Origin of the sequence: Pseudovibrio exalbescens DSM 16456 (assembly GCF_000422785.1) — a bacterium.
Classification (GTDB): Bacteria; Pseudomonadota; Alphaproteobacteria; order Rhizobiales; family Stappiaceae; genus Pseudovibrio; species Pseudovibrio exalbescens.
This window is the reverse complement of record NZ_KE383918.1, coordinates 215696-234774: the sequence shown is the minus strand read 5'-3', so window position 1 is coordinate 234774 and position 19079 is coordinate 215696. Positions and strand designations below refer to the sequence as shown.

17 protein-coding genes and 1 riboswitch are annotated in these 19079 nt (G+C 56.8%); of the genes, 7 read left to right on the top strand and 10 right to left on the bottom strand.

Annotated elements, in window-relative coordinates:
* Positions 1-37: 37 nt before the first annotated feature.
* Complete coding sequence (locus G512_RS0115740; RefSeq protein WP_028482544.1) at positions 38-721, top strand: hypothetical protein; 684 nt, start codon at positions 38-40, stop codon at positions 719-721.
* Positions 722-816: 95 nt separating this feature from the next.
* Here G512_RS0115740 and tyrS read toward each other — a convergent pair whose 3' ends face one another.
* Positions 817-2091, bottom strand: coding sequence for a tyrosine--tRNA ligase (gene tyrS, locus G512_RS0115735; RefSeq protein WP_036489878.1), 1275 nt, complete (start codon positions 2089-2091; stop codon positions 817-819).
* Positions 2092-2332: 241 nt separating this feature from the next.
* On the bottom strand, positions 2333-3001 hold the full coding sequence (locus G512_RS0115725) for an HAD family hydrolase (RefSeq protein WP_028482542.1): 669 nt from the start codon (positions 2999-3001) through the stop codon (positions 2333-2335).
* 198 nt (positions 3002-3199) lie between these two features.
* Between G512_RS0115725 and G512_RS22240 the strand changes: the two genes are divergently transcribed.
* Positions 3200-4129, top strand: a complete 930-nt coding sequence (locus tag G512_RS22240) for an alpha-1,2-fucosyltransferase (RefSeq protein WP_162143389.1) — start codon at positions 3200-3202, stop codon at positions 4127-4129.
* 85 nt (positions 4130-4214) lie between these two features.
* The gene (locus tag G512_RS21430) at positions 4215-5138 is read left to right on the top strand and encodes an alpha-1,2-fucosyltransferase (protein WP_051269454.1); all 924 of its coding nucleotides are present in this window, start codon (positions 4215-4217) and stop codon (positions 5136-5138) included.
* On the opposite strand, the gene G512_RS0115710 is transcribed toward G512_RS21430, so the two are convergent.
* From G512_RS0115710 to G512_RS0115680, 7 genes are all read right to left on the bottom strand, one after another.
* Positions 5115-6320 (bottom strand): glycosyltransferase family 61 protein, encoded by a 1206-nt coding sequence (locus G512_RS0115710; protein WP_036489877.1) that lies wholly within the window; start codon positions 6318-6320, stop codon positions 5115-5117. The two genes, G512_RS21430 and G512_RS0115710, sit on opposite strands and share 24 nt — an antisense overlap.
* Before the next feature lie 159 nt (positions 6321-6479).
* The gene (gene gcvPB, locus G512_RS0115705; RefSeq protein ID WP_028482540.1) at positions 6480-8072 is read right to left on the bottom strand and encodes an aminomethyl-transferring glycine dehydrogenase subunit GcvPB; all 1593 of its coding nucleotides are present in this window, start codon (positions 8070-8072) and stop codon (positions 6480-6482) included.
* Entirely contained in the window at positions 8069-8410 is a 342-nt protein-coding gene (locus G512_RS0115700; RefSeq protein ID WP_028482539.1) for a hypothetical protein, read from the bottom strand. Before G512_RS0115700 ends, gcvPB begins: the two co-directional genes overlap by 4 nt.
* Entirely contained in the window at positions 8407-9756 is a 1350-nt protein-coding gene (gcvPA, locus tag G512_RS0115695; protein ID WP_028482538.1) for an aminomethyl-transferring glycine dehydrogenase subunit GcvPA, read from the bottom strand. The genes G512_RS0115700 and gcvPA overlap by 4 nt, the downstream gene beginning before the upstream one ends.
* A gap of 79 nt (positions 9757-9835) precedes the next feature.
* Positions 9836-10207: a glycine cleavage system protein GcvH gene (gene gcvH, locus G512_RS0115690; RefSeq protein WP_028482537.1), complete on the bottom strand. Its 372-nt coding sequence runs from the start codon at positions 10205-10207 to the stop codon at positions 9836-9838.
* Positions 10208-10272: 65 nt separating this feature from the next.
* Positions 10273-11418 (bottom strand): glycine cleavage system aminomethyltransferase GcvT, encoded by a 1146-nt coding sequence (gene gcvT / locus G512_RS0115685; protein WP_028482536.1) that lies wholly within the window; start codon positions 11416-11418, stop codon positions 10273-10275.
* Positions 11419-11599: 181 nt separating this feature from the next.
* A riboswitch (glycine riboswitch) is annotated at positions 11600-11703 on the bottom strand.
* Between the two features lie 126 nt (positions 11704-11829).
* A complete protein-coding gene (locus G512_RS0115680) occupies positions 11830-12399 on the bottom strand; it encodes a hypothetical protein (RefSeq protein ID WP_028482535.1) in 570 nt (189 codons plus the stop codon).
* A 234-nt stretch (positions 12400-12633) separates the two neighbouring features.
* Here G512_RS0115680 and ispH point away from each other — a divergent pair, with 234 nt between their 5' ends.
* Genes ispH through G512_RS0115660 form a run of 4 tightly spaced genes read left to right on the top strand, consistent with a single transcriptional unit; the run spans position 12634 to position 15988 of the window.
* Entirely contained in the window at positions 12634-13614 is a 981-nt protein-coding gene (ispH, locus tag G512_RS0115675) for a 4-hydroxy-3-methylbut-2-enyl diphosphate reductase (RefSeq protein WP_028482534.1), read from the top strand.
* Between the two features lie 3 nt (positions 13615-13617).
* On the top strand, positions 13618-14583 hold the full coding sequence (locus G512_RS0115670) for a homoserine kinase (protein ID WP_028482533.1): 966 nt from the start codon (positions 13618-13620) through the stop codon (positions 14581-14583).
* On the top strand, positions 14580-15056 hold the full coding sequence (rnhA, locus tag G512_RS0115665) for a ribonuclease HI (RefSeq protein WP_028482532.1): 477 nt from the start codon (positions 14580-14582) through the stop codon (positions 15054-15056). The genes G512_RS0115670 and rnhA overlap by 4 nt, the downstream gene beginning before the upstream one ends.
* Positions 15056-15988 carry a diacylglycerol/lipid kinase family protein gene (locus tag G512_RS0115660; protein WP_028482531.1) on the top strand — a complete coding sequence of 311 codons (933 nt, stop codon included), beginning with the start codon at positions 15056-15058 and terminating at the stop codon, positions 15986-15988. The genes rnhA and G512_RS0115660 overlap by 1 nt, the downstream gene beginning before the upstream one ends.
* 140 nt (positions 15989-16128) lie before the next feature.
* Here G512_RS0115660 and G512_RS0115655 read toward each other — a convergent pair whose 3' ends face one another.
* Positions 16129-19005, bottom strand: a complete 2877-nt coding sequence (locus G512_RS0115655; RefSeq protein WP_081657510.1) for an EAL domain-containing protein — start codon at positions 19003-19005, stop codon at positions 16129-16131.
* Positions 19006-19079 lie beyond the last annotated feature (74 nt).

Below are 19079 nucleotides of genomic sequence, written 5' to 3'. Positions count from 1 at the left end.
CCTGCTCATCTGGAAACAATACGGAGAGTACAGCGCCATGCAAACACCGGTTCCCCTCATCCATCAGGACAACATCATCTTCGGCACAGTTCGGCTGACTGATACCAATGAAGTTGCCAACGATCAGATGCCGTCCCTCTATTTCATGAACAATGCGGGCAATTTCCTACGCCTCAGACCGCTGCATCGCTCGGGATTTGGCATGTTCGACAGACCCGCGCGTCATATCTCCTTTTTCGCGCAAGCTGCCGGGCAAGCCGCGCCGGCCTTCAGCTTTGCACCCGGCAACACACGGGACGAAATCCTTGAATGGATGGAGCTCCTGAACCGCGCAACCGTATTCGGCGGCATTGTGGATCGCATGCCCAGCGGCATTTATCTGCACTTTCAGGATGCACAAGGCCCGCACCACCCCACTGAAGGGCTTCCCATCAGGATCCGCGACTTCTCCCCCGGACACCCGGAACGATCACACTGGGGACACTACCTGATCCGCAAGGAGGAAGTGATCGCCTACTACAACAACACCTACCCGGGTTTGTTCCAACACCTGATGAACCTTGGCGTCAATGCTCAAAATGCCGTGTTTACGGTGCCACCGGCAGCCGGACCCCAGATCCCTTTGTGCACCAATGCAGAGTATCTGCCGTTGGCCTGGTTCGAAGGTAATGCCAATAACCAGCGGGCCGCCGTGCTTCAGTTCATTAACAGCTTTGTTTGATTGAAGAACAGCGCCCGTACTTGTGCCCTTGCAACGTCATCCCCGCTTGAAAGCGGGGATGACGTTGTGGCTGGTGTCAAAATTGGCACACGCGTCTACCCAAACTGAACAAGGGCCTTGCGTTTGCGCCCTACGGCGATGGAAAGAGTGCGATCCTCCCGCGTATCGTTGCGGGTAAGCTGGCGTCGATCATCAGTTTCCAACTCCCCGTTAACGCGCACGCTGTTGCCCTGAACAAGACGGCGAGCCTCGCTGTTGGACCCAGCAAAGCCGAGCCTCACCAGCAATGAAAGAAGCCCCAAGGATCCATCCAGCAGGTCTGCGGACAAGACATGGGTTGGCTGTGTGCCATCCTCCTTGCCAGAAAACAAAGCCTCACCCTGCTCCATCGCAGCGCGAGCGGCCTCCGGCCCGTGAACAATGCTGGTGACTTGCGTGGCCAGAATTTTCTTGGCTTCGTTGACCTCTTGCCCCTCCAGACGAGCCAACCGATCAATTTCGGAGAGCGGCAAATCGGTAAACAGCTTGAGGAAGCGCACAACATCAGCATCTGCCGTGTTACGCCAGAACTGCCAGAAGTCGAAACTGGACAGGCGGCTGGGGTTGAGCCAAACCGCTCCGTCGGCTGTTTTTCCCATTTTGGCACCCGAGGCAGTGGTCAGCAGTGGCAAAGTGAAGCCAAACAGCTGGTTGCCCGAGCGGCGACCCAGATCAACCCCATTGACGATGTTGCCCCACTGATCAGAGCCACCAATCTGAAGGGTGCAGTCAAAGCGTTTGTTCAGCTCTACAAAATCAACCGCTTGCAGCATCATGTAGCAGAACTCCAACACGGACAGCGGTTGTTGAGCATCCAGCCGAGAGCGTACACTGTCGAAAGTCATCATCCGGTTCACGGTGAAGTGGGTCCCGAAGTCTCTGAGGAACTCAAGAAAGCGGAACTCATCCAACCATTCGGCGTTATTGACCATGCGCCCCTCCCCCTCTGAAAGATCAAAGAGGCGCTCAACCGTGTCACGAATGCCGCGCAAGTTGCGCTCAATCGCGGCATCATCCAGCATGGGGCGGCTTTCTGTGCGGAAACTGGGATCACCGATGCGGGTGGTACCACCCCCAATCAACAGAATTGGCTTGTGATCCAGCTTCTGCAACCACCGCATGGCCATGAGCGGCAACAGATGCCCCACATGGAGGCTATCAGCAGTGGCGTCAAAGCCAGCGTAGGCAGTGACACGCCCTTCCACAAGCTTGGCATCCAATGCCTCCAGATCCGTACATTGGTGCAGGAACCCGCGCTCTATGAGAAGCGCGAGTGCTTCCGATTTGGGGCGGAAATTGCGTGTGGTATCGATAGTTGCATGAATAGTCATTTTCAGGTCTCCTGTTGCCGCACAGGGGCCCAAAAATGAACAAGCCGCCTGGCGGCGGCTTTGATGTTCAGTTGATGCTTTTTGTCATGAGCACGGGCGAACACAAGCCGCAGATATGTGGCTTGCGTAATAATAAACCGTGCTGAGGATCGACTGCATCTTGCTCATGGGCAAGAGATAGCGACGAATTTCAGGAAAAGTCAATAGACTTTAGGTTCGCCGCTACCCTCATTCGCTTAACCTATTGAATAAATTTAGTAAAAAGACCCGGCAACTGGCTCATGTCATCAAAGATGAGTGCCGGATTCTCTGCTTCAAGCTGCTTGTGCAGCCTGGCACCGCCATGTGTTGCGCCCGTAAAACCAAAGCTTTTCATGCCAGCAGCGTGGGCCCCTTGCATGCCGCGCGGGCTGTCCTCAATGACAAGGCAACGGGCAGGATCCACATTCATGATTTCAGCAGCGCGCAGGAACACATCCGGTGCAGGTTTGCCGCGCGGGACATCCTGCGCCGAGACAATGCGCCCCTCGAACCGATCGTATAGACCGGTATGGGACAACCCAAACTTCAGGTGACGATGCGATGCACCTGACGCAACGGCCATCGGCACAGGGTCGAGTGCAGCCAGCGCTTCGTGAATTCCGGTCACAGGCTGCAACTCGCGCTCGAAAATCTCGAAAACGCGCTCATAAAGCTGGCCAAAGGCTGGGTGGCCGGACACATCCCGGCCCAGTTCCTTTTCCAGTACGACAAACAGATCACGGCCCATCATGCCCGTAAATCGATCGATGACGCCCTGAGCATCAATCTCCAGCCCTACTTCGCGCAGGCATTCAGCTTCGGCTTGGGCAGACAGATGCTCGCTGTCAATCAGGCAGCCATCGCAATCCCAAATGATCACATCGATCATGTGTCGATTATCCTTTTCTTGCTTCCCGGCTCCCAAGGGGCAACCTAGTGCGCGGCGCGGATTTGGACAAATGAAATTGTGTTGCAGCACATTACGCTACGCAGCCATACGTAGACGCGATGCCTCCCCTTGATTGCGCGGGCGGACAGCCCACCAACCGCAGCTTACCGTCTGGCTGACAAAGGGAGGATGACGATCATGGCATTGGCGCCGCTTTCCACGGGCACAAGCACGGCACCACGCCCGGAACCACACGCACCGCGCCTTGTGCTTCACTTGCAGGGCCGCGCTGGCAATCAATTGTTCCAATACGCTGCCGGGCGGCTGGCTGCCCTTCGGCTTGGGGCCAACCTGCTTTATTATCAAGACCCGAAAGACAAGCTGGCTTGCCCGAACATTCTCCCTTTCTTCATGTGTGCCGCCCGCGCTGCGTCACCCCGTGATTTGAATCACTGTCTTTGGCCAGCTTCGAAAGCGCGGGGGCACAAGTTTCGTTTGTGTTGCCGTTTTCTGCCCCGATACGCAGACCGTTTTTCGGTCGAGACGTTGCCAGACACTGCCCCATCCCTCAGGCCACAGCGCCCCCATCATCTGAGCGGCTTTTTTCAGAACCGGTACGCAGCGGAGGCCCTTGGTGCCACCTTGAGGCAAGACCTGCGGCTGACTGGTGACATGGCACCGCAGCGCCGACACCTGTTGCGCTCCATCCGTTCGGGCCCCTGTGCCGCAGTTCACATCCGCCGGGGTGATTATCTGCTTACCGAGCATCAAGCCCGCTTTGGCACCTGTTCGCCTGAGTACTATCGGGAGGCCATGGATTTGCTGCGCAGCCGTCATGGAGTGAATACCTTTTTCGTTTTCACTGATGATCCGGAATGGGCCCAGCGCCATTTTGCGGGCAACCGCCATGTGCAAATCGTACCGCCTCTTGGGGATGGGCGAGATCATGAAGACATCTTGCTGATGGCCGCCTGCACACACGCTATTACAGCCAACAGCTCCTTCAGTTGGTGGGGCGCTTTCCTCAATCGCTCGTCGCGCAAGATCGTGATTGCACCACGCGTCTGGTTCTTGGACGGCACCCTCGATGAAGAAGCTTTGCTCCCCCCAAACTGGCTCCGTTTATAAACGGCCCCGATATTTCTCTAGACCCTTCCGGCGGAGGACGGGAGAATTCGAAACGCCTATCCTGCGACCAGGCAGGGAGGAGCTTATGGCTACAACGGTGGATCCGCGCCCGGCGCGGCCGCGCCACAAACCGAGAGCGTGCATCATCTTGCGCCTGCGAGGTGGCGTCGGCAATCAGTTGTTCCAATACGCCATGGGCCGCAAGGCGGCGCTTGAGACCGGCAGCGCGCTGCTGTTTGATGTGACAGATTACGACCGGCACCACGACCGGGAGTTTGTCCTTGGCCACTTCAACTGCGTTGGCGGCTTGGCCAACCTCGCAGATTGTGCCCGGGTTTTGTGGCCGGCGCGCGAGTTTGGAAACACAGCCCAATTGCTGCGCAAGGTCTACCCCTTCTACAAAAGCAGATGCGTCCATGAAAAAGACTTCGCCCGCACGCCTGATATGCCCAGGATTTCCGCCAACAGTTATCTCGACGGTTATTGGCAACGCGCACTCGTGCCGCTCAGCATTCAAAACACGCTGCGCAAGGAACTGAGTTTGAAAAGGCCCCTGTCTCTTTCACGGCAGGCCCTGCTGTCACGTATCAATGCTGAGCCATCTATTGCGATCCATATCAGGCGCGGCGACTACTTGAAGCCACAGAACCTAGCCAACTACGGCCTGTGTAGCCCCGCCTACTACCAAAAAGCAAAACAGTTTATGGATGAGGTTGTGCCCAGCGCTCACTATTTCGTCTTTTCTGACGACCCGAATTGGGCCGCAGGCTTTTTCAGCAACACGTCAAACGTGACTATCGTGTCGCCGGACCCAGACCGCAAAGACCATGAAGATCTCGTTTTGATGGCTCAGTGCTCTCACACCATCATGGCCAACAGTTCCTTCAGTTGGTGGGCTGCGTTTTTAAACCCCAATCCCACCAAGAGGGTGGTTGCGCCGGCTCAATGGTTCAAAGCCGCCAACAAGAGCGCCGACCACCTGATGCTACCCAGCTGGCACCTGTTGTGAATCGACCTTTCTTTGCACCACTCCCATCAATCGGGAAATAGCGACTTCTGGCACATCAAAATGTTGGTGGGTCTGGCTGGGCCCACACAGGATCGGCGTGTAGCGCTGACCTTTCAGAGTTGCGAGCCACATGTAAGCACTCTGCACATAGTCCGATGCGAACAACTCAACTACATGTGCCTGTCCGGGTTGCGTGAAGACTAGGTTGGACAAGGCCGCCCCATGGCTTCCCACAATCAATTGCGCTTCCGCAAAGACCCTGATCTGGTCCTGATGGGACATTTTTCCGGGGCAAATCACCTCAAAACCAAACGGCTTCAAATGCTGAATGATTTCCGCTTCGTTCAGAATATGGCGGATCTTGGCATCGGCGCGAGACAGGTAGAGCCATCGCCGCGGCGCACCGGTTGATGGCAAGTCATAGGCCGTATTGAAAAATCCGCTCAAGGTTTCGATTGCCTGTTCACTGGCCGGCGCACGATACTCGCAGTTCATTGCCTCATCGATATGTAAAAGCTCGTCGCAGTGAATGCGCTCATCGTCAGCAACCGTTTCCAATTGAACATGGGGAAACATGGCGAGCAGCCGAGCATAAGCAGCGCGTTGGAATGGGGCCAGATCCGGACGCACCAGCAAGGTCACCTTTGGAAACCATGTACCCAGTTTCTCCAAAGCCCTGATAAGGGGGAACAACCCGTCCATCATGAAGTGGTAGTAATGGCGATGCCCCCGGCGCATTCCCAGTCTGTTGATACAAGTGCCTTGTATGGAGCGTGTTCGAAGGCGTTTGAACTTGGCGGTGTTGTGAGCCAGGCTTTGGAGTTGCAATCCCTTGTGTATCAGTATTGTGGCACCGCTGTGCCCCAATACATAACACCGTCCAAGCCGATAGACACTTATTTCCGCACGTCCTTTTTGCGTGATCGGCAATGGATAGCGTGCCTGTTCCAATGCACCGAATGCTTCCAGAAACGCGGTACGATCATCTGGTAGTGAGCAGTGACTTTCTTCGACCCAGCGCAGTGTGAGCGAGCGCTCAAGATCCTGCCGGGTTGCTTCTGCAGGGAAAAAGTTGAAGGCCTGCCCGACCGAAGGCCACCGACTTGCCAGATGCGATTGCACAGCGAAACGAAGTTGCCGGGATGTGGGAATACTGCGTCGCCATTTGGGTGCCTGTCTCATGCCACCTCCCCCGTTGACACGATCCAGTGTTACGTGGAGCGGGGGCGAGGAACATCCTTCAAAACAGGTGGAGGTGCGCCCCTTTCCTGCGAAACACCCGCTTGCCGCGCTGATGCCCCACGAAAAAACCCCGGAGACCAAGCCCCGAGGTTTCAGGTTTTATTCTGCTGCCGCTTTCGGTTCGACATCTGTCGGTGATGGCGGCGTCCATTTCAGGATCGGCTTTCGAGCGGCTTGTGTTTCATCCAGACGGCGGCGCGGCGCCAGGTACGGAGCCCCTTCAAAGCGTTGAGTGTCCCCTTGCTGGGCGCTCATCACAAGATCGCGCAGGGTCGCAACAAACAGATCCAGGGATGCCCGGCTCTCTGACTCGGTTGGCTCGATAAGCATGGCGCCGTGAACGACCAACGGGAAGTACATCGTCATCGGATGATAGCCTTCATCGATCATCGCCTTGGCGAAGTCGAGCGTGGTTACGCCGGTATCCTTCAGGAAGCTATCGTCAAACAAGACCTCGTGCATGCATGGGTGCTCGCCATAGGGCAAAGTCATCAAATCCTGAAGGCCGACACGGACATAGTTCGCATTGAGCACCGCGTCTTCCGAGGCTTGCTTCAGGCCGTCAGAACCGTGGGAAAGCATGTAGCTGAGCGCCCGTACAAACATGCCCATCTGACCATGAAACGCCGTCATGCGGCCGAAAGGCTTTTCGCCCTCATCAAGTTGGCTGGTTGTTTCCACCACTTCCAGTTCACCATCACCCTGCCGGATAAAGGGAAGCGGCGCGTAAGCTGCCAGTCGATCGGACAAGACAACTGGACCAGAACCGGGGCCACCCCCGCCATGGGGGGTCGAGAACGTCTTGTGAAGGTTGATGTGCATGGCATCAACACCCAGATCACCCGGTTTGGCCTTGCCCACGATGGCGTTGAAGTTTGCGCCATCACAATAAAAATAGGCGCCGGCTTCATGAATAGCGTCGGCAATGGCGATGATGTCCGGTTCAAACAAGCCGCAGGTGTTCGGGTTGGTGAGCATCAATGCGGCAACCTTGCCGTCATTTTCCCTGATCTTTTCGATCACTGCCGCGGGATCCACGGTGCCGTTGTCACGAGCGGGAATGGACACAACCTTGAAGCCAAGCAATGCAGCTGTTGCCGGATTGGTGCCATGTGCACTTTCTGGCACCAACACGATAGACCGGTCTTCGCCCTTTTCCATAATGGCCTTCTTGATGGCCATCATGCCGCATTGTTCGCCGTGTGCGCCGGCTTTCGGGCTCATGGCAACTGCTGTTGTTCCAGTCAGTTTCATCAGCCAGTCGGCAAGTTCTGCAATCAGCTCAAACGCGCCGGGTACGGTCGAGACCGGCTGAAGCGGGTGAATATCGGCAAACCCCGGAACCCGAGCCATCTTCTCGTTCAAACGCGGATTGTGCTTCATGGTGCAGGAGCCAAGCGGATACAAGCCGCTATCAATGGCGTAGTTGTTGCGCGACATACGCACATAATGGCGCATGGTTTCCGGTTCAGACAGTGCCGGCAGTTCCAGAGAGCTCAGGCGTTCATGCCCGCCAAGCCGCAACTCGACCTTTTCCGGTTCATCCAGGTCAACGCCACAAATGTCTGTGCGGCCGATCTCGAAGATCAACGGCTCTTCCATGTTCAGCGCCTTGTTGCCCGTGAACGTGGTATGTACGGGGGCGTCCGCTGTGCCCGGTGCGGTCGGGCGGCCTTGTGTGTTCATGCTCATGGCAATTCCTCACCCACTTGGTCGCGTCTTGCGAAATCATCGACAACGTCAAACAACGCATCGACCGTCAGAGCCACAAGAGCGTTCAGTTTCATCTCGTCCAGTTGTGCAATGCGCGCGGCCAGTTCCACAGAGCGATCGGCGTAGTCCAGCTCCAACAGCTCGGCGACCCGCTCATACGTATCGGAGCCAGCCGGACCCAGTTCATTCCAGTTGGAATGAAACACCGTCTCGTGCAGCACTTCGGCCAACCTTACTGGTAGCGCATCCTTGCCAGTGATGAGTTTCACGGCGAGATCATTGGCCAACGGCCGCAAGATCTCCGAGAAATGACTCATCCCAGAACCTCCGTTAGGGCCTCAACAAAGGCTGCACGGTCTTCATCCGTATTCACCTCGGTGGCGGCCACCGTGATGAGACTGTCAAGATCCGGATTGTCCGGTTCGAGGCGAGAGACGGGTACACCGCCCAGCACCCCGTTGACTGCAAGCGCTTCGACGACATCGTTGGCATTCGCCTTCACCTTGATGGTGAACTCATTGAAGAACGCCTTGTTGAGCACTTCCACGCCATCAATCGCCGCCAGCGCATCGGCCAATTTGATGGCGTTGGCGTGGTTGATCCGGGCAAGCCGCTTCAGGCCAGTGCTACCCAAAAGGGTCATGTGAATGGAAAATGCCAAGCAACACAAACCGGAGTTCGTGCAGATGTTGGAGGTGGCCTTGTCTCGGCGGATGTGCTGCTCGCGGGTTGAGAGTGTCAGCACGAAGCCGCGTTTGCCTTCAGCATCAACGGTTTCCCCACAAACACGACCCGGCATGTTGCGCACATATTTCTGTCGGGTGGCGAACAGTCCAACGTACGGCCCGCCAAATGTGAGTGGGTTGCCCAGAGACTGCCCTTCACCCACCACGATATCAGCGCCCTGTGCACCAGGGCTTTCCACGAGACCGAGCGAGACCACCTCGGTGAAAACGGCAATCAGCAGCGCCTTGTGCTCATGGGCCTTTTCCGCAATGGGTTTGAGATCAATGAGTTGACCGTAAAATGATGGCGACTGCACCACCACACAGGACGTTTCATCATCAATCTGGTCGAGAATGTCCTCAGTGCCCATGGGATCAGCCGGCAAGGAAACAACCTGTCCGCCCGGCAACTGGCGACTGGTGCTTTCAACCACTTCCCGGTACTGCGGATGCAGGCCACCGGACAAGACGGCCTTTTTCCGCTTCGTAACCCGGTGAGCCATCAAGACAGCTTCGGCGGTTGCCGTTGAACCGTCATACATGGAGGCGTTGGCCACATCCATGCCTGTCAGCTCGGCGACCTGCGTCTGAAACTCGAACAACGCCTGAAGCGTTCCCTGTGTAATCTCAGGCTGATATGGCGTGTAACTTGTCAGAAACTCGGAGCGCTGAATCAGATGGTCCACTGTTGACGGAACATGATGCTTGTAAGCGCCTGCGCCGACGAAAAACGGCACAGATCCCGCCGTCATGTTCTTGGCTGCCAGAGCGTTCAGGTGCCGTTCAACCGACAGTTCGCTTTTGCGACGCGGCAAGCTTTCCAATTCTTCAAGCCGGGCGGCTTCTGGAATGTCCGCAAACAGTTCATCAATGGATCCGACGCCAATCTGCGCCAGCATATCTGCACGATCATTATCCGAAAGCGGGAGATACCGCATAGACCCTCTCTTCCAAGGTAACTGGTGATGTGCCGGTGAGCCGGCCCTTCAGCCGGCAGCCGCTTCACTCACAACCGAATTATAGGGTGTCCACGTACGCCTTGTAGGCGGCCTCATCCATCAAGCCATCCAACTGGCTCTTGTCGGAAAGCTTCAACTTGAAGAACCAGGCGCTGTTTTCCGGGTCTTCGTTGACCTTGGCCGGCTCTTCCACGAGGGCCTCGTTGCCTTCGACCACTTCACCGTCAACGGGTACATACACCTCACTGGCAGCCTTCACGGATTCTACAACCGCCGCTTCGTCGCCTTTGGACAAGGTCTTGCCGTTTTCAGGAAGCTCGACAAACACAACATCGCCCAGCTGCGCCTGCGCGTAGTTTGTGATGCCTATGGTTGCGACATCGCCATCAACCTTGAGCCATTCATGGTCCTCAGAAAAATAGGTGCTCATCTTAGTTCATTCCTCTAGTCTGGATCACATCAATCGAGTGCCGTGCCGTTTTGTCGGGCCCGGCGTTATTTCGGTTTTCTGTAGTAGCGCTGCGGCACAAACGGTGCGGCTGTCACTGTGGCCGGTATTTCCTTGCCACGGACAACCAACGCCAATGAGGTGCCAACCTCGCTGAATTGTGCGGGGACATATCCCATGGCAATTGGCGCGCCCAGTGTCGGGGCAAACCCACCGGATGTGACCTCACCCAAGGTCTCGTCCCCACCCGGAATCCTGATCTGTGCGCCTTCCCGAGCAGGCGCGCGCCCTTCAATCTTCAACGCCACCCGCTTGCGGGCCGGACCTTCCGCCAGTTCCTTCAAAATGCGTTGGCCACCCGGGAAGTCCCCGGCTTCCTTGCGCCGCTTTTGCATGCAGAACGTAATATCGGCTTCTACCGGCGACGTCGTTTCATCAATGTCATGCCCGTACAGGCACAATCCCGCTTCGAGGCGCAGACTGTCGCGCGCTCCAAGCCCAATGGCTTCGACCTCTTCTTCGGCAAGCAGCGTGCGTGCAATCAGCTCAGCCTTGTCAGCCGGTGCCGAGATCTCGTATCCATCTTCACCCGTGTAGCCGGACCGAGAGACGTGAACTTCCGTGTCCTTGAACAAAAGAGTTGCAACCGACATGAAGGCCAGATCGGCAGCGTCTGGTGCAAAACGCGCCATGACCTCGGCTGCCTTGGGCCCCTGCAAGGCCAGAAGCGCGCGGTCTTCAAAGGTCTCCAGCGTGATGCCGTCCGGCAGATGGGAGCGGATATACTCGTAGTCTACTGCCTTGCGAGCGGCATTGACCACCAGCATCAAGTCCCCTTCACGGTCCGCTTCCGCCGGACGGGCGACCATCAAGTCATCGAGAATGCCGCCATCGCGGTTCAGCAGGACTGTGTAGCGCTGCTTGCCCGGCTTCAGCTCTTTCATGTTGGAGGGGACGAGGGTCTCCAGAAAGGCTGAGGTGGTTTCGTGATCGGGCCCTTTGAGAACAGCCTGGCCCATGTGGGAGACATCGAACAGCCCGGCTGCCGCACGTGTGTGCAAGTGTTCCTTCATGATGCCCAGAGGGTACTGCACTGGCATGGCATAGCCAGCGAAGGGAACGATCTTGGCCCCGAGTTCCTCGTGCAGATCGTAGAGCGGCGTTTTCAGAAGGTCTGTTGTTTGATCACCCATGGTCATCCTCGGTTGTCAGAGCGCACACACTGGCAAACCTTTCTGTTGAAAAGTTCGCATGTGCCCCCTCTGTCCCGACAACCTGAGAGATTTCCCGGGTCAATCATCGATGATGAACCCGATTACTCCTTCGGTGAGGCACCCCCTGATTCAACTCAGTGTGCCTGCTTTCCAGAGTGCTGCTTACCAAGCGGTCCTTCAGCCTGAGAGTTTCCGGGGCGGTTGCTCCTTCGGCGTCGCCTGAGCCCCGGACGCCCGGGTGGCGATCTCTCCCGCTTAGACTGGTGGTGTACCCAAAACCTGTTCGGGCCGAGCCCTTGATGACGCGCAGCACACGTCACGACCAGTGCTCAGAATCCCGGCTCGCCTTAAGTAGTTCACCGGAATCCTGATATCTCTGTAACGTGTTTTTTAACGCTCGTCGAATCCAAAAATCACTTTGTAACCGGGTTCGTCGGGTAAGGTTATGCCTTCTTCGACCAAAGCCCAACCTTCACTGGGTGAGCCTTCCCCCAAAGTTACAGGCACCTTGAACAGGTTGGAATAAACGGTTTTTTCGTCCTCATCGGTTGTGACGATCGCGACCCGGATCGGCAAGATCACTTCCCCACCCTTCCAAGCCGGTCCCGGCGTCACGCGCCCAGCCAGACCCAGTTTCATGGAGGCCTGCGCTTGAGCATCGGAACAGGTGCGTGCCCATTTCACCAAGGTTGCCTGATAGCGTAAACCTTTGGGATCATCCTGCTTGCCGCGTTGATAGGACCGGATGATCGTGGTGCCATTCAGAGGCTCAAGTCTTGGGCAAAAGCTTGAAACGTTGAACACGGAAAAATCCACGTCGGGAACGTTTTCATTTTTCTGCGTGGGGGCTTGGGCCGTCGTTTCCAACTCGTCGCCGCCGCCCATCATGCCGCAGGCCGTCAGTCCGAGCCCCAATACAGCGACCAAAGAAACGGTTTTCACAGTGCTCAAAAAATCCACGGTAAACGCCCTTTCCACCATGCGAATCCCAAATACGTGTCCGAAAACAACCGTTTCTATAGCAGGGTGTATCGCGGTTTGCACGGGGGATGCACGCTTTGCCGCTCAGAACCCGACGATTTTCAAGGCGCAAGGGGCATCCTGTGTGCCGATGGGACCGGTTTCCCCTTGCACTGGCGGGCGTGAATGACATATTCGTCAAAACACTTCATTTCTGATGATCAGGGCGGGCTCATGCACGGCAACGCAGCAACCAAACCTTCTTTGAAGATCCTTTTGTGCGCTCCACGTGGTTTTTGTGCCGGTGTGGACCGGGCTATCCAGATTGTTGAGCTGGCTCTGCGCAAGTACGGCGCGCCGGTCTACGTCCGCCACGAGATTGTACATAACAAGTTTGTTGTGGAATCCTTGCGCAACAAGGGGGCAATCTTCGTAGAGGAGCTGGACGAGATCCCGGTCAAGGACCGCCCCGTGATCTTTTCGGCCCACGGCGTACCAAAGTCCGTTCCGGAAGCGGCCGAACAGCAGAACCTGTTTTATCTGGATGCGACCTGCCCTCTGGTTTCCAAGGTACACAAGGAAGCCATGATCCATAACAAGCGCGAGCGTGAGATCCTGCTCATAGGCCATGCGGGTCACCCTGAGGTGATCGGCACCATGGGTCAGTTGCCCGCAGGGGCCGTAACGTTGATTGAAACAGCAGAAGATGCCCGCGCCTACGAACCCAAAACGGACAAGCAGTTGGCCTGGATATCGCAAACAACGCTATCTGTTGACGACACGACAGAGATCGTGCGCATTCTCAAGGAGCGGTTCCCTGATATCGCCGAGCCACACAAGGATGACATCTGCTACGCAACGACTAACCGTCAGGAAGCGGTCAAGGACGTGGCGCCGCACAGCGATGCGGTGATTGTGGTCGGAGCGCCCAACTCGTCCAACTCCCAACGCCTTCGAGAGGTTGCGGAACGCTCGGGCTGCAAGAAGGCGGTCTTGCTACAACGGGCGCACGAAATTGATTGGGCGGATTTTGACGGGATTCAAACCCTCGGCATCTCGGCGGGCGCATCGGCCCCAGAAGTGCTCGTTGAGGAAATTGTTGATGCCTTCCGCCAGCATTTTGAAGTTACGGTGGAAACGGTTACAACAGCGCGCGAAGACATTGCTTTTAACCTGCCCCGCGAATTGCGCGACATGGGCGCTGCTGCAGAGTAACTGATGGCCGTTTATACCGAAGTTTCCGATGAGGAGCTGGCGGAATTTATTTCGCCTTACAATGTCGGAGAATTGCTCTCCTATAAAGGCATTGCCGAAGGCGTCGAAAATTCCAACTTTCTCGTGCACACGACAGGCGGAAACTTCATTCTCACGCTCTACGAAAAACGCGTGAACCGGGATGACCTGCCCTTTTTTCTGAACCTGATGCAGCATCTCTCCCAAAAGGGGTTGAACTGCCCGACGCCCCTCGACCGCGGAAACGGCGAAATGCTGGGCGAGTTGGCGGGACGCCCCGCGGCCATGGTGACCTTTCTTGAAGGCATGTGGGTGCGCCGACCGCGCATTGAGCATTGCGCGGAACTGGGCCGAGGCATGGCGGAAATGCATGTTGCGGGCAGCGATTTTGACATGGTGCGGCCTAATGCCCTTTCCGTCGATGGGTGGCAGCCTCTTCTGGACGCAACGCGTGACCGCGCCCATGAGGTTATGGCGGGCCTGGCAGAAGAACTCACGCTGGAGCTTGACGACCTAACAGCCAAGTGGCCTGCAAACCTGCCAACAGGCGTGATCCACGCCGATCTGTTTCCCGACAACGTGTTTTTTCTCGGTCAGAAGCTGTCCGGCTTGATCGACTTCTATTTCGCCTGCACGGACGCGTTTGCTTATGATGTAGCAATCTGCCTGAATGCCTGGTGTTTTGAACCTGATGGCGCGTTCAACGTCACGAAGGCGCGGGCCATGCTTGATGGCTATCGCCGCATTCGCCCCTTCACATCTGCAGAGTTCGACTGCCTGCCCCTGTTGTGTCGCGGTGCGGCGCTGCGCTTTCTGCTAACCCGGCTTTATGATTGGTTGAGCGTCCCGGAAGGCGCGCTGGTGGTGCCCAAGGACCCAATGGAATACCTGCGCAAGCTGCGCTTTCATCGGGATGTGACGTCCGCCGAAACCTACGGGTTGGACCTATGAGCGGGGAAACACGCGTTCAGGCGTGGACCGATGGCGCCTGCTCGGGCAATCCCGGCCCCGGAGGATGGGGCGTGTTGTTGCGCTTTGGTGAACATGAAAAAGAACTGTGTGGCGGCGAGCCCGGCACCACCAACAACCGCATGGAATTGCAGGCAGCCATCAACGCACTCAATGCGCTTAAGCGACCGGTTGCCATTGATGTCTATACCGACAGCTCCTATGTAAAGAATGGCATTACGCAGTGGATGCACAACTGGAAGCGCAAGGGTTGGCGTACCGCTTCAAACTCCCCCGTCAAGAACTCGGATCTGTGGCAGGCGCTGGATGCTGCCACCAAAATGCATGACGTGACCTGGCACTGGATCAAGGGGCACGCCGGCCACGAGGAAAATGAGAGGGCTGATGCCCTTGCACGCGAAGGCATGAAGCCTTATCAAGGCAAAAAATCGACAACATCCAAGGATCACGAGTGATGACAGGTCCGCTTCCCACGCCTGAAGCGCAAGAAAGGACCGACGCCCCTTCTCAGTTTACCCGCCGCATTCTGATTATTGCCAATCCCACCGCCAGCCACTTTCGTGAGGAAACACTGTCGGAGATTGTCACTCGGTTGGAAACTGTGGGCAGCTCGGTCGAATTGCGTCTGACCAAGCATGTGGGAGAGATTGCGGAGACTTGCGCGCACCCTGACCTTGATGTGGACATCGTGGCAGTGGCCGGGGGAGACGGCTCCATCAACGAAGCTGCACAGGCCTTGCAGGAACGAGCTTTCAAACCCGCACTGGCAATCATCCCATTCGGCACTGCCAATGTTCTGGCCAGCGAACTCGACATCCCACGCGATCCCCAAGCCCTTGCGAACCTTCTTGCAACCGGCAAGCCGCGGGCGCTTCATCATGGCCTTGCAAACGGGCGGCCCTTTTACATCATGGCGTCCACTGGTTTTGATGCGGAAGTCGTACACCTGCTCCCGCTGAGACTGAAACGCAAACTGGGCAAGATTGCGTACATTCACACCGCGTTTCGGTTGGCGTGGACGCGGCGGCGCTGCATCTTTCGCGTCAAGGCCGATACAACCACAACCGAATGCAGAATGGTCATCGCGGCCAATGGCAAGCATTATGGCGGCCGCTACGGCTTGTTTACCGAAGGCTCTGTTCTTGAGGACGGACTGACGCTTGTTCTGCTGGCCAAGGACAACCCCCTCGCTTTGATCCGTTATGGGCTGCGTTTGTGGATGGGTACATTGCACAAGGCCAAGGACGTTCAGATCATCAAGACCAAGCAGGCATACATCGAATCCTACCGCCCCGCCGCTGTCCAGATCGACGGCGAGCCATATGGCGGTACCCCTCTGGAGATTTCCATTGGTCGCACAACAGTGCCAGTAATTACGGCTATGTGATCTCGCATCGGCATCCACTGATGCTTTGAGCAGAACGGCTCGATCCCGCTAATCCAGAGTGTTTCCAGACATCGTCTCGTCCGGTTGGTGAGGGCCGTTTCAGCCCTCAAGCCATCCACACCTCAGGATACCGATTCACCTCATGCTGTATGGCGATGCTGCTCCGTGAGCAGCTTGCCGGCATCAGCAGCCGTCATGGGCTGGCCGTAGAGGTAGCCCTGTGCGTACTCGCAGCCCATCTGATAGAGCTCGAGCGAGTCGGACTCGGTTTCCGCCCCTTCTGCGACAACTTCCATGCCCAGGTCATGTCCGAGAGCGATGATTGAGCGCAGGATAACAGGACGGGCGCTGTTGCCGTTGGGTTGGACAAATGACTGGTCAATCTTGATCGTGTCAAACTGGAAGCGTTGCAGGTAACTCAGCGACGAGTAGCCGGTGCCAAAATCATCCAGTGACAAGCCTGCCCCCAATCCGCGCAGGCGTTCCAGCACACGAACGGAGAACTCCGGATTCTGCATGACGAGGGATTCAGTCAATTCCAGTTTCAAGGACCCCGGCGTCAACGCTGTGCGTGAAAGAACCGCTTTCACATCATTGATCAAGTCATGCTTGAGCAGTTGGCGTGAAGAAATGTTCACCGACACGAACAGCGGTACGGAATGCTTGAACTGGCGTTGCCATTGCGCCAACTGAACGGCAGCCCGATCCAGAATGGTGAGACCAAGCTCGTTGATGAGGCCGGTTTCCTCCGCAATCGGAATGAAGTCTGCCGGAGAGATCAACCCCTTTGAGGGATGCTCCCAACGGGCCAAGGCCTCAAAACCGGCGATGGATTTGTCCGAGAGCCGAATGATCGGCTGGAAAAATACCTTGATCTGGTCTTTTTGGAGGGCCGTGCGCAGGTCGTTGTCGAGTGCCAGGGTGTTTTGAGCGATTGGCCGCAGTGTGGGACGGAACACTTCCACCCGGTCCCCGCCCAGTCGCTTGGCGTGGTTCAAGGCGATTTCGGCATCGCGCATGAGATCGGCTGCACGTTCGTTTTCACCTTCAAAGATCGCAGTACCAATGGACGCAGTCAGGAACACTTCGCGTTCGCCAAACTTCACGGGCGTACGCAAGATTGTGCGGACTTCCTCACAAAATGCTGCAATGCTCTCTGCTTCCTGTTCCGACACGATCAGAATGGCAAAGGTATCTGCGGTAATGCGGGCCAGAGAATCCTGCGGTTTCATCTGGCGTGACAACCGCCGAGCGGCAGTCAACAGCATGGAGTCGCCTGCGGCCTGGCCAATGCTGTCATTCACTTGCTTGAAGCGGTCAAGATCCAGCAGCACCAGAGTTGGACAGCCGGTTCCCTCGGCACGATAGCGGGCGATAGCGGCATTCACGCGGTCCATGAACAGTTCCCGGTTCGGCAATCCGGTCAGGTTGTCGTGAACGGCGTCGTGCATCAGGCGCTCTTCCGCCATCTTCTGCGAGGTCACATCGAACAACGTGCCGACACAGCGAACCACTTCACCATCCGACCCCACCACAGGCCGGCCTCTCAGGCGGAACCAGCGGTAATGCCCATCAAGACCGCGTAGACGGAAAATCTGGTTGACCTTGCCCCGGCGCTGATCGATCACCGCATCCAGCGTGCCTCGGAACAAATCCCGGTCCTGCGGGTGCAGATAATCCAACCACTCACGGGCAGGACCATCAAGCGCTTGAGGGTGCAGCCCGAGGGTCTCTTTCAACTCGGGGCTGGTGTAAATCCGGTCGCGATCGACGTCCCAATCCCAGATGATGTCACCGGAGCCCGTCAGGGCGAGCGACTTGCGCTCCATATCGGTAACCATCCCGTCATTGAGCGAACCACCCGCAAAGGCGTGCTGCATGACTGTGAAGCCGATGAGCAAGACAATCAACACAAGGCCGCCGGACAACGCAGGCTGGGCCAGATCATTGTTCAATGCGCCAACAGAGGTCGCCCATGCGCCCAGCATCCACACCAACAACAGGAACCATGTCGGCACAAGCATGATGGCGCGTTCGTACCCTTGGAAGGCCAGCAGTATGATCAACGCAAACCCGGCAAAGGCAATAACGCTAAACAGAATGCGTGAAAAACCGGCAGCGATGGTCGGATCCCAGAACGCCAGTCCGAACAAGCCAACGCCAATCACCAACGTAGACAGAGCCAAATGGCTGTAGTGAATATTCCAGCGATTGAGGTTCAGGTACGCATAAAGGAAAACCAGAAGGGCGGCAGTCAAACTGATTTCGGCGAACGAGCGGTAAAGCTGCACCTGCATGAAAGTCCGGCCAAAGACCAGGTTCCAGAAGCCAAAATCAATGAAAAGATAGGCCATGACAGCCCACGCCATTGCTGCGGTAGCGGGAAACAGAACCGTTCCCTTCACCACAAACAGAATGGTCAGGAACAGTGCCAGAAGACCGGCAATGCCAAGCACAATGCCTCGGTACAGAGAATAGGCATTGATGCTGTCTTTATACGCCTCCGGCTTCCAGAGGCGCAGTTCCGGCAGCTTTTGTGTGTGCATTTCCGCCACGAAGGTGACGACAGCACCCGGATCAAGCGTGATCCGAAACACGTCCGCTTCAGCGCTTTCCTCGCGCTCCGGCGGAATGCCCTGACTGGGTGTTACGGAAGTAATGCGCTGAGCTCCCAGATCAGGGCGCAGCACGCCAGCGTTCACCATCTTGTAGTTCGGTGCCACAAGCAGGCGGTCGAGCTGTTCATCACCGGGGTTGGACAGGGCGAAAACACCCCAGTACGACGCCTTGTCATCGGTGGAGCGCACTTCGATCCGCCGCACGATGCCGTCGGTTCCGGGGGCCGTGGAAACCTGCACGCTTGAGGCCTGCTGGGTGTAGATGTCGATTACGTTGGTCAGGTCGAGAGCATCCACGTCCTGGGGCACGACGACGGCCTCCAACGCGAATGCACGTGCCCCGCTCAGAGCAATGAGCGTACAGACCACAACCAAAAATCGCGTAATAAACTCGCGCACCGCATTACTCCGTACAAGTTGCCCCAATGAATGCCCCAAAATAAACAGCCCCACTCTATGCCCGTTTATTTATC

What these genes read in the sequence shown, in the direction of transcription:
- tyrS (WP_036489878.1), bottom strand. Translation starts at nt 2,091, where the DNA reads ATGACTATTCATGCAACTATCGATACCACACGCAATTTCCGCCCCAAA.
- G512_RS0115670 (WP_028482533.1), top strand. Translation starts at nt 13,618, where the DNA reads ATGGCCGTTTATACCGAAGTTTCCGATGAGGAGCTGGCGGAATTTATT.
- G512_RS0115725 (WP_028482542.1), bottom strand. Translation starts at nt 3,001, where the DNA reads ATGATCGATGTGATCATTTGGGATTGCGATGGCTGCCTGATTGACAGC.
- G512_RS0115660 (WP_028482531.1), top strand. Translation starts at nt 15,056, where the DNA reads ATGACAGGTCCGCTTCCCACGCCTGAAGCGCAAGAAAGGACCGACGCC.
- gcvPB (WP_028482540.1), bottom strand. Translation starts at nt 8,072, where the DNA reads ATGAGCATGAACACACAAGGCCGCCCGACCGCACCGGGCACAGCGGAC.
- G512_RS22240 (WP_162143389.1), top strand. Translation starts at nt 3,200, where the DNA reads ATGGCATTGGCGCCGCTTTCCACGGGCACAAGCACGGCACCACGCCCG.
- gcvPA (WP_028482538.1), bottom strand. Translation starts at nt 9,756, where the DNA reads ATGCGGTATCTCCCGCTTTCGGATAATGATCGTGCAGATATGCTGGCG.
- G512_RS0115710 (WP_036489877.1), bottom strand. Translation starts at nt 6,320, where the DNA reads ATGAGACAGGCACCCAAATGGCGACGCAGTATTCCCACATCCCGGCAA.
- ispH (WP_028482534.1), top strand. Translation starts at nt 12,634, where the DNA reads ATGCACGGCAACGCAGCAACCAAACCTTCTTTGAAGATCCTTTTGTGC.
- G512_RS21430 (WP_051269454.1), top strand. Translation starts at nt 4,215, where the DNA reads ATGGCTACAACGGTGGATCCGCGCCCGGCGCGGCCGCGCCACAAACCG.
- G512_RS0115740 (WP_028482544.1), top strand. Translation starts at nt 38, where the DNA reads ATGCAAACACCGGTTCCCCTCATCCATCAGGACAACATCATCTTCGGC.
- G512_RS0115700 (WP_028482539.1), bottom strand. Translation starts at nt 8,410, where the DNA reads ATGAGTCATTTCTCGGAGATCTTGCGGCCGTTGGCCAATGATCTCGCC.
- gcvH (WP_028482537.1), bottom strand. Translation starts at nt 10,207, where the DNA reads ATGAGCACCTATTTTTCTGAGGACCATGAATGGCTCAAGGTTGATGGC.
- rnhA (WP_028482532.1), top strand. Translation starts at nt 14,580, where the DNA reads ATGAGCGGGGAAACACGCGTTCAGGCGTGGACCGATGGCGCCTGCTCG.
- gcvT (WP_028482536.1), bottom strand. Translation starts at nt 11,418, where the DNA reads ATGGGTGATCAAACAACAGACCTTCTGAAAACGCCGCTCTACGATCTG.